The organism is Kineococcus indalonis, assembly GCF_009906395.1.
GTDB lineage: Bacteria > Actinomycetota > Actinomycetes > Actinomycetales > Kineococcaceae > Kineococcus > Kineococcus indalonis.
Window position 1 is genome coordinate 1 of record NZ_JAAALM010000106.1, and the last position, 9,567, is coordinate 9,567.

A 9,567-nucleotide genomic window follows, 5' to 3' on the forward strand; every position below is an offset into this window, starting at 1 on the left:
TCGTGGTCCGGTGGTCATAGCGGTGGGGAAACGCCCGGTCACATTCCGAACCCGGAAGCTAAGCCCGCCAGCGCCGATGGTACTGCTCGGGAGACTGGGTGGGAGAGTAGGACACCGCCGGCCACTCCTCTTTTGTTGGGTGAGTGGTGTCAGGGCCCGTGCCCCCTGGTGGGGGGTGCGGGCCCTTTCCACGTATCGGGGCCTTCCGTGAGATCCGTGAAGGCCGATGCGATGCCTTGCCCACGCCTGCGCTGAGCGCCGATCAGCTCGCCGGCGTCCAGCCGAGGTGTGGGGCGATGTCCCGCGCCACCACGGTGAGGACCCTGCAGTGCGCAGCGATCGGCCCGTCGGCGGGCAGCACGATGACCAGCTCGTCGGCTTCCGCGAGAGCTGCGTCTGCCAGCAGGTGCTTCGTGATGGTGTAGGGGTCACCCCTGAGGATGCTGCTGTAGCGGACGGGGAAGGGCGAGGGGTCCCTGGGGCGCCCGTCGTCGAGCATCCCGGACGTGTAGCCCTCGATGAAGCCGCGGTGGTCGTCCTCGTCCCGGGGGTCGAGGAAGGGGAGGACGATGCGGCCGGTGCTGACGCGTGGAGCGCGCCGCCGAGCGTGCCCAGCTTCAGCGAAGGCGGTGCGGTAGCTGGTGATCTGACGCGCCTGGACGACGTCGAAGGGCTCGCCCGTCTCCTCGGTGTTCAAGGTCGACACCTGCAGGCGCAGTCCCTGCTCGCCCGTCCGCACGGCTGTGGCTTCACTGCCGGCGCCGTACCAGAGGCGGTCGGCCAAGCCCGGTGCGTGGGGGCTCACCACCAGGTCCTCACCGGCCGGGACGCTCATGTAGCTCTTCTCCGCTCGTCCCACGGGTCGGCCCGCCACCGCGTCGCGCAGGACGGCGATGCGGTGCTGGGCTTCTCCCGCGAAGCCGCGCTCGGAGGCGCCGTGCACCGGGTCCAGGATCGCGGCGAGAGGAGCGATGCCGTTGCTGAGACCCAGCTCCAGGCGCCCGCCGCTGAGCAGGTCCACCGTCGCGGCGTCCTCGGCGAGCCGGTACGGGTCCTCGTAGCGCATGGGGATGACCCCGGTGCCCAGGTGGATGCGTGAGGTGCGCTGCGAGGCGGCCGCGAAGAACGTCATGGGGGAGGACAGGAAGGGCTCGTAGTGGCGCACCCGCACCCATGCGGTGTCGTAGCCCAGGTCTTCCGCCAGCTGCACCATCCCCAGGCCCTCCTCGAGCGCGGCGGCAGGACCGGCCGGACCCCCGTGATCGGGGACGAAGGTGAGGAAGCCGAGCGCGAGGCGGCGCGGGGCGGGCATGGGTGCTCCTGACTTTGTATTTGCATCTTTAAATATATGTGCGCCTGTGGACACTCGCAACCTCCGGTGGGCCACCTGTGGACAGCACCGGCGCGGCCGGGCGCGTCACTACCGTCGTGCCGCCGACGACAGGAGGACCATGCCGGCCTTCGAGCGCCCAGCCGTACGCGTCCTGCCCCCCGCCCCGCGAGCGTCCCGGTGGAGCGACCGCGACAGCGCGGAGCTGTGGACCACCCGTGCCCTGCAGCACCACGAGGCACGGGTGCGCCGGGCCGCCGCCCACCGCGAACCCTGGCTCGAGCTGCGCCTCACGGTGCCCGCCTCGTCGGGCCGCCTGCTCGTGCGCGACGGTGCGAGCATCACCGAGCGGCCCGTGTCGTGCGCGGTGGTGCGGCTGGACCTGTCCGGCACCGCGCCCCGGGTGCTCTCCTCCTGGCCGGAGGACCTGCCCACCTGTGAGGAGCGGTGGGACCTGCTGCAGGTGCTGTCCCTGTTCGCCGGCGACGCCGCCGAGCACTGGCTCGACCCGCGGGCAGCGCTGGAGACGGTGCTGGCCACCGACCCGCTGCGCACCGCGGCCGCCCGTGAGCAGTGGCGCGCCGCCCTGCGTGCGGTCGCCGGTCCGCGCGAGCTCGTCGAGCAGGTCACCGGCAGCGCCGGGGCGCCCCCGGAGGGGACGTCGTGGTCGGCGTGGGCGCACTGGTTCGAGCAGCGCCTGGTCGCCGGCGCCGGCGCCGGCGCCGTCCCCGTCGCTGAGCGGTGGCGGGCCGGGCGTGCGCCGGGGCGCGAGGCGCCGTCCCTGCACCGCACGGGCCGCTTCGACGAGGGCCTCGACCTCACCGCCGTGGTGACCGGCGCGCTGGACGCCGGGCGTGGTGAGCTGCGGCGCGCCTGGCGCGAGGGCACCGGGGCACCGCGCCGCTACCGGTTGCTCGTGGACGCCGGGCACCCCGTCGGCGTCGTCGTCACCGCCCGGCCGGAGGTGTCGGTCGCGACCCGCCACGTCGCCCTGGTCGTGGAGCGGGACGCGACCGGTGCGCCGGTGGTGCTCGACGCGCACCCCGAGCTGGCCCCGCCGGACGGGAGCGGTGAGCACCCCGTGCTCGCCGCCGTGGGCACCGCCTACCTGGGTCCGGCGCTCGAGCGGCTCGAGGCGCAGCCGTGGTGCGCGCAACGGGCGCTGCTGGAGCGCGAGCCCGCCGGCGTGCTGGACGCTCTGGTGGACGAGGTCGAGCAGATGCTGGAGCTGCCGGACGACGCGCTGCGCCGCGCGGTGGGCGCCGCCGGGATCGCCGTGCTGCCGGTGGACCTGCGCGGGTGGCTGCACCGCCTGGTGTGGCGGCGGCGCGCCTTCCCCTGGACGACGGGGGGCTGAGCCGTGCGCTACGGGGTGAGCACCGGTGAGCTGCACGCCCTGGCCGTGCGGCTGCGCGAGGAGGGCCGCCGGGCCGGTGGACGCAGCGCCCCGCTCGACGCGGAGGCCGCGGCGGCGGGTGCCTGGTGCGCCGGCCGCGCGGCCGAGGCCGCGCACGCTTTCTTCGCCACCCTCGCGCAGGCGGCCCGGCAGGCCGCGGAGGGGCTCGACGAGCTCGCCGACCGCGTGGAGGTCGCCGCCGGCGCTTACGAGGAGGCGGAGGCGGCCGCGTCCCGGTAGGCGCCGTGCGCCCTCAGCGCTCGAAGACCGCCGCCACCTCCGGGATGCGCTCGACGTACCCGTCGAGCAGCTCGCGGGCGAGCGCGACGGAACCGACCAGCGGGTGCAGGGCGAAGGCCTTCAGCGCCTCGGTGCGGTCGCCGTGGACGGCGGCGGCGATCGCGTGCCGCTCGACGGCCTTCACCTGCTGCATGAGGCCGAGCTGGTGCAGGTCCGGCGCGGGCGTGGGCAGCGGGTGCACGCCGTCGGCGTCCACGGTGGTGGGCACCTCCACGACCGCGTCGTCGGGCAGGCCGGCGACGGTGCCGTGGTTGCGGATGTTGAGGATCACGGTGGAGCGCTCGTCGCGGCTGATCGCCGCCATGACCCCCAGCGCCACGCCGGCGTAGCCCTGCTGGGCGGGGTCGAGCTCCGGTTGCCCGGGGTGCTCGGGGGCGCCCTGGACGCCGCCCTTGGCCTCGGCCATGTAGCTGGCGCTGCGTGCGCTGACGGTGGCGCGCCACAGGTCGGCCGCGCCCTCGGTGGTGCGGGCCAGCTCCTCCCAGAAGGCACCCTGCGTGCGCAGCAGGAACTCCCCGCGGGTCTCCCGGGCCTCCCGCAGGGTGCGCACCGCCTCGCGGTTGGCGTAGTAGTAGTAGAGGTACTCGTTGGGCACGCTGCCCAGCGTGCGCAGCCAGTCCGCGCCGAAGACGAGGCCCTCCTCCAGCACCTGCAGCGCCGCGCGGTCCTGGAGCAGACGCGGCAGCACGTCGGTGCCGTCGTGCAGCACGCGCCGCAGCCAGCCCAGGTGGTTCAGCCCGACGTAGTCGGCATGGACGCGCCGGTGGTCCAGGCCGAGCTGGTCGGCGATGCGGCGCACCGCGCCGGAGGGGGTGTCGCAGATGCCCACCACGCGGTCGCCGAGGACCGACTGCACCGCCTCGGTGACGATGCCGGCGGGGTTGGTGAAGTTCAGGAACCACGCGTCCGGCGCCAGGCGGCGCACCTGCTCGGCGACGCGCAGCGCGTACGGCACGGTCCGCAGCGCGTAGGCGATGCCGCCGGGACCGGTGGTCTCCTGCCCCAGCACGCCCAGGTCCAGGGCGACGCGCTCGTCGCGGCAGCGCCCGGTCAGCCCGCCGATGCGGACGGCGGCGAAGACGAAGTCGCTGCCCTCCAGGGCCGGCGCCAGCTGCGTGGTCGCGGTGATCCTCGGCGCGTCGGGGAACCCGCGCGCCATCTCCTGCAGGATGCGCACCATGCCCTGGAGGCGGGTGGCGTCGACGTCGTGCAGGGCGACCTCGTCGACGCGCGGGGACCCGGTGTCGCGCAGCAGCGCCTGGTGGACGAACGGCGTGCGGAAGCCCGCACCGCCGAGCACGCACAGCTTCACGGGCGCTCCCCTCGGAGGGTCCATCGAGGTCCGCGGGAACCGTAACAGCGCGCGCGCGTCACTGCCGCGGCGCGTCCCCCGTGCCGTCGGCCGGTGCGGCCATCGCGCGCCACGCCCGCGCCGCCTCGGCCTCGCCCGCCGGGGCGCCGGCCACCACGTGGTCGGCGAGCATGTCGTAGAACTCCCGGTACGTCCACGGCTCCCAGCCGTGCGACTGCCCCCGGCCGAACAGGTAGGTGACGTTGGAGCCCTCCAGGGCGTCCACGCGCTCCTTGAACAGCTGCACGGCCACGTCGAGGAAGTACGTGTCGGCGTCGCCGACGTAGATGGTCAGCTGGCCGTCGAGCTTCTCGCGCAGCTCGTCCCAGTGCCGCTCGACGTGCGCGGCCAGGTCCCAGCGCTCGGCCCACTGCGCGGCCACGGCCCGGTCGATGCGCCCGCTGGCCTTGTCCCAGACCGCGGCGGGATAGCCGTCCGGGCCCTGCGGGGAGAACACCGCCTGCCACACGTCCCACTGGCCCAGCCCGGAACGCCCCCGGCTGCCCAGGGCGCGCTCCCAGCTGTTCGCCTGCTCCACGGTCTGCGTGGTGCGCCCGCTGCTCTCCCGGGTGAAGGGGACCGGCGTGCGCTGGTACTCGGTGCTCGTGGCGTACGCGTCCTCGTCGGAGTAGACGTCCACCAGGCCCAGGGCGCGGAAGTCCAGCGGGTCCGGGTACCCCGCCCACGCCCCGCGGTACAGGTCCGGGTACGTCACCTGCGTGGCCACGACCTCCCAGCCGCCCGTCGAACCACCCGAGAGCACCCGCCCCCACCGCTGCCCGACGGTGCGGAAGGTCCGGTCGATCTCCGGCAGCAGTTCCGTGTTCAGGGCCGTCCCGTAGGGGCCGATGTTCGCGGAGTCCACGGCGTAGGAGTCGTCGTAGAAGGGGTTCTCGTGCCGGAAGGTGACGACGAGGAACCGCGGGGCCGTCCCCGAGAGCCAGTAGGCGCTGAAGTCGCCCTCGCCGTCCTCGCGGAAGCCGCGCGGGGCGGTGGTGGGGAAGTGGCCGTGGTGCACCTCCACCGGGTAGCGCACCGCCTGGTTCACCGGGTCGTCGTAACCGGGCGGAAGCAGCACGTCCGCGCCGATGAACACGTCCTGCCCCCAGAACCCCGACAGGACCTCGCTGCGGATCTTCACGTGCCGGACGTGCTCGGAGTCCGGCGGGTTGCCCTGCTGGGCGGTGCCGCCCTCGGGGACCTCGTCGCCCGGTGCCACGACGGTGTCGACGCTCAGCTCCAGCGCCTCGCCGCCGCCGGGGGTGAACCGCGCCACCGGGCCGAACAGGTTGCCCGCCGAGCGGAACACGTCGTGCCCGTCGCCGCCGGGCAGGTGCAGGTCCACCACGGAACCGTCCGAGCGGGTGAACCGCGTGTACACGTTGACGAACGCCTGCGCCGAGTACGCCCCGGCGGGCAGGTCCGCCGCGTCGGCGAAGGGGTGCCCGTCCGCGCCCGCCCCCAGCGGCACCGTGCGGCTTGTGCCCGGTTCCCAGCCCTGCACGTCCACGCCCCAGAACGGCGCCCCGTCGAGCGGGTCGCCGGCCTGGTCGCGCGGTTCGCTGCTGTCGTCGCGGCTGAGCACCACGTACAGCCGACCGGTGACGGGGCCGTCCGCGGCCGCCCCGGCGAGCGTCACCGTCACCGAGGTGGTCGCCGCCGATCCGTCGCCGCGCCCCGCCTCGACACGGTCCGTCACCACGGCGCCCACGGCGGCCGCGCCGATGCCGGTGCCCGCGAGGGCGGCGACGAACGAGCGGCGGGACGGTCCGGTCACGGGTTCTCCAGGGGCGGTGCGAGGTGTTCAGCGGCGGTGCTGCAGCAGTGTGCGGCACCGGTGCGGCGCGCTGGGCGTCCTCGCCCGGATCGTCACCCGCTCAGCGGGTGAGTTCAGCGGACGGGGTCAGCGGGTGAGGACCGTGGTGCCGGCGTGCGCGGTCAGCGTCGTCGCGGGGGAGGCGACCCCCACCGTGCCGTCCACCGGCCGGGACTGCAGGCCCGCCACCGCGTACTCCGCGGTGTACGTCGTCGTCAGGGTCACCGCGTACGTGCCCGGGCGGGTGTACGTGTGCGTCGTCGTCATCGCCGGGTACGGGGCGCCGGGGTCCGCCGTGGGGCCCAGCGACCCGCCGTCGCCGAACGACCACGTGAACGCCACCGGGGTCGCGCGGATCGTCACCGGGAACCCCAGCACCTGCACCTCGCGCGTCACCGCACCGGCGTGCGCGTACACGTTCACCGGGACGTTGAGGGCCACGTCACCGCCCGCCGGCTGCACGTTCGCCGCGGCGGCGGGCAGGCCGACGCGGCGGACGTCCTCCACGGTGATCGTGGGCAGGACCACCGGCTGCCCCGTCGCGGTCGCGGCCGAGCGGCACGCCCCCGACCCGCGGGTCCAGTCCGCACCACCCACGGGGCGGCTCCACTCGGTGAGGAACGTCTCGCCGGGTGGGCAGACGAGCGCGGCGTTGCACAGCGAGTCGGCGTCGTCGGCGTCCGGGCGACCGCAGGGGGAGACGAGGACGTGCTCGTGGGTGGGAGCTGGGTTAGGGCGGCGATTATGTCGCGGTGAGTCGACTCGGTGGCTTTCATGAGTTTCAGACCCGGAGACCACGACGTCGTTCAGTCCGGTGTGCCCTCTCCAGCGTCGATCCGCTGCTATGGCTGCCGATTGACCACAGCAGAGGAGAACCGTAGTGGCGATGGCAAGAGTTGATGCTGACAGCAATCTACTCAACGGGGCATCTCCCAGACGAACCACCTGCTGTCGTGAAATTTGAGCTGCATAAGCCCGTCGAACTCCATGGCTTCTGTGCTTTTTAGGGTGGATCCATCTGGATTCACCACACGACCTGCTTCCGCGTACATGTGTAGTTGCACTTCCGCTTGGCCACTACTCGGGTCAAAGTGCTCGATGTACGCAGATCGGAAACTGGAGAGGTTGTTCTCCCATACGAGGCCGCGCGCGTGGGCTGCATCGATGACCTTGGCGTCTTCTTGGCACGCGCCGCAGTCCGGCTCGCTGATCTCACGGATCGCGTCGGAGTCCCCGGTCGCCCGCGCGTGGTTGAGCACCTTGAGGTAGTGCGCGGCGAACGCGATGGCGTCGTCCTCGTCGAACCCGACCGCGGTGAACGTCGGCCGGGCCGCGGGGGCGAGCACCGCTCCCACCACCGCCTCCGCGGGGGCGCCCGCCCCGCGGGGGGTGCGCGGGCGCGGCGGGGGCGGCTCGCTGGAGCAGCGCGTCAGCGGCAGGTCCAGGTCGTAGTCGGCCGCGGCGCGCAGCGCGTGGCGCAGCACCTCCACCAGCACGCGGGTGTCGTCCTCGGCGTCGTGGGCGCGCAGCTGGCGCACCTCCCAGTGCGCGGCGAGGGTGGCCAGCTTCAGGTCCGGCACCGGCAGGTCCAGGCGCTTGGCGAGGTTGCGGGTGCACAGGCGCTGCTCCACCTGCAGCGCCACCCCGGCGCGGCGCATCTCCGCGGCCACGAAGCCCCAGTCGAAGACGGCGTTGTGGGCGACGAACACGCGCCCGGCCAGCAGCGCGGCCAGCTCCACGGCGACGTCGGCGAACAGGGGCGCCCCCCGCAACCGCTCGGCGGTGATCCCGTGCACGTGCACGGGGCCGGGGTCGCGCTCGGGGTCGACGAGGGTGGCCCACGTGGACTCCACCTCGCCGTGCTCGTCGACGAGCGCGACGGCGACCTGCACGACGCGGTCCCGGCCCGCGGAGAACCCGGTGGTCTCCACGTCGAGCACGGCGTAGCGGTGCGGGTAGCGAGCGCCGAACGACGCCGTGGCACCGTCGTCCTGCGGGAGGACGGGCCCGGGGAAGAGCGACGTCATGGTGGATCTCCTAGCGTGGGGAAGCACCTACGACGGTGCCACGCCGGTCGGACACGACACGCGCGCGACACGGCCGCCCACCCCTCGCCCGCCCGTCCCGGCACACCGGCGGTGACGTAGCGTCCGTGTGTGGACACGCAGGTGGACCCGCTGGAGATCGGTGCGCGCTGCGCGGAGCTGCTCGCCACCGGCCGGCGCGTGGCCACCTACAAGCTGGCGGTGCTCTCGGCGCTGCTGCAGCACTGCCTGGAGCACCCCACCGCCCCCGGCGAGGCGCTGCGGGTGCCGATCGCGGACCTCGCCGACCGCGTCGTCGACCTCTACTGGCCCCAGGTGCGCACCTTCTCCGGCGCCGGCGTGCTGCGCCAGAACGAGCAGGGCGGGCGCTCGCTGCCCGACGTGGTGCGCGAGCTGCGCGCCGCCGCGCACGCCGCCGGGCTGAGCACCCCCGCCCAGCTGCGCGCCGCACGGCCGGAGGCGTACGCCCGCAGCCGCCGGGAGGTCGCCAGGACACTCGCCCAGCAGCCCCTCACCGCCCTGCAGCGCACCGGCACCACCACGCCCGGCACGCCCTTCCTCTACGACGACGCCTGGATGCACAAGAAGCTCACCACCGCCGAGCTCGACGCGCACGGCTGGAGCGTGCAGCTGCACCCCGGCGTGCCGGCCGCCCTGGCCCGCGTCGCCGGGCTGCTGCAACCCGTCCTGCAGCAGTGGTGGGTCGCCGACGTGCAGCGCATGAACGCCGCCGACCTGCAGGCCCCCGACCTGCACGGCTTCCTCTTCGGCGCCGACCGCGCCGACCTCACGCCCGTGCGCGCCCCGCTCGCCGACCTGCAGGCGGGTCGCTGCTTCTACTGCGAGCGCCCGCTGCGCGAGGACACCCACGTCGACCACGTCCTGCCGTGGTCGCGCGTCGCCGTCGACGGCCTGGTCAACCTCGTCGCCGCCGACCGGCGCTGCAACCTCGCCAAGTCCGCGACCCTGCCCGCGCCCGACCACGTCGTCCGCGCCCTGGACCGCCCGGACACCGACCTGCGCGCGATCGCCGCAACGCTGCGCTGGCCCCTGGAGCGCGAGCGGGTCGCCGGGGCCGCCGCCGGCCTCTACGCGACCAGCCCGCCGGGCACCCCGCTGTGGCGCGAACCCGGCGTGTTCGAGCTGCTGCGCGCCGGCGACGGCGCGCGGTTCGCCGCCTGAACGCGGGTTCCCCACAGCCGAACGGGTGACGGCGGGCACGACGCGCGCCGCACGCCCTACCGTCCCCGGGTGCTCGCGCGCCGACCGCTCCTCCTGCCCGCCGCCGCAGCGCTCACCGTCCTCGCCGGGTGCGGGGCCGGCGAGGAC

8 protein-coding genes and 1 rRNA gene are annotated in these 9,567 nt (G+C 74.4%); 4 read left to right on the plus strand and 5 right to left on the minus strand.

The features are described 5' to 3' along the window. Positions 1-6: 6 nt before the first annotated feature. A 5S ribosomal RNA gene (gene rrf, locus GTR00_RS07550) occupies positions 7-123 on the plus strand. 139 nt (positions 124-262) lie between these two features. Here rrf and GTR00_RS07555 read toward each other — a convergent pair. After that, entirely contained in the window at positions 263-1,366 is a 1,104-nt protein-coding gene (locus tag GTR00_RS07555) for an LLM class flavin-dependent oxidoreductase (protein ID WP_166611017.1), read from the minus strand. Positions 1,367-1,574: 208 nt separating this feature from the next. Between GTR00_RS07555 and GTR00_RS07560 the strand changes: the two genes are divergently transcribed. Continuing rightward, positions 1,575-2,687, plus strand: a complete 1,113-nt coding sequence (locus tag GTR00_RS07560) for a hypothetical protein (RefSeq protein WP_166611018.1) — start codon at positions 1,575-1,577, stop codon at positions 2,685-2,687. Positions 2,688-2,702: 15 nt separating this feature from the next. Beyond that, positions 2,703-2,966 (plus strand): WXG100 family type VII secretion target, encoded by a 264-nt coding sequence (locus GTR00_RS07565; RefSeq protein WP_166611019.1) that lies wholly within the window; start codon positions 2,703-2,705, stop codon positions 2,964-2,966. Between the two features lie 13 nt (positions 2,967-2,979). Here GTR00_RS07565 and GTR00_RS07570 read toward each other — a convergent pair whose 3' ends face one another. From GTR00_RS07570 to GTR00_RS07585, 4 genes are all read right to left on the minus strand, one after another. Next, positions 2,980-4,338: a 6-phospho-beta-glucosidase gene (locus GTR00_RS07570; RefSeq protein WP_166611020.1), complete on the minus strand. Its 1,359-nt coding sequence runs from the start codon at positions 4,336-4,338 to the stop codon at positions 2,980-2,982. A 58-nt stretch (positions 4,339-4,396) separates the two neighbouring features. After that, the gene (locus tag GTR00_RS25650; RefSeq protein ID WP_166611021.1) at positions 4,397-6,154 is read right to left on the minus strand and encodes an alpha/beta hydrolase-fold protein; all 1,758 of its coding nucleotides are present in this window, start codon (positions 6,152-6,154) and stop codon (positions 4,397-4,399) included. Positions 6,155-6,280: 126 nt separating this feature from the next. Next, complete coding sequence (locus GTR00_RS07580) at positions 6,281-6,721, minus strand: PKD domain-containing protein (RefSeq protein WP_166611022.1); 441 nt, start codon at positions 6,719-6,721, stop codon at positions 6,281-6,283. 389 nt (positions 6,722-7,110) lie between these two features. Next, on the minus strand, positions 7,111-8,220 hold the full coding sequence (locus tag GTR00_RS07585) for a DUF6318 family protein (RefSeq protein ID WP_166611023.1): 1,110 nt from the start codon (positions 8,218-8,220) through the stop codon (positions 7,111-7,113). A 129-nt stretch (positions 8,221-8,349) separates the two neighbouring features. Between GTR00_RS07585 and GTR00_RS25655 the strand changes: the two genes are divergently transcribed. Beyond that, positions 8,350-9,420, plus strand: a complete 1,071-nt coding sequence (locus GTR00_RS25655) for an HNH endonuclease (RefSeq protein ID WP_166611024.1) — start codon at positions 8,350-8,352, stop codon at positions 9,418-9,420. Positions 9,421-9,567 lie beyond the last annotated feature (147 nt).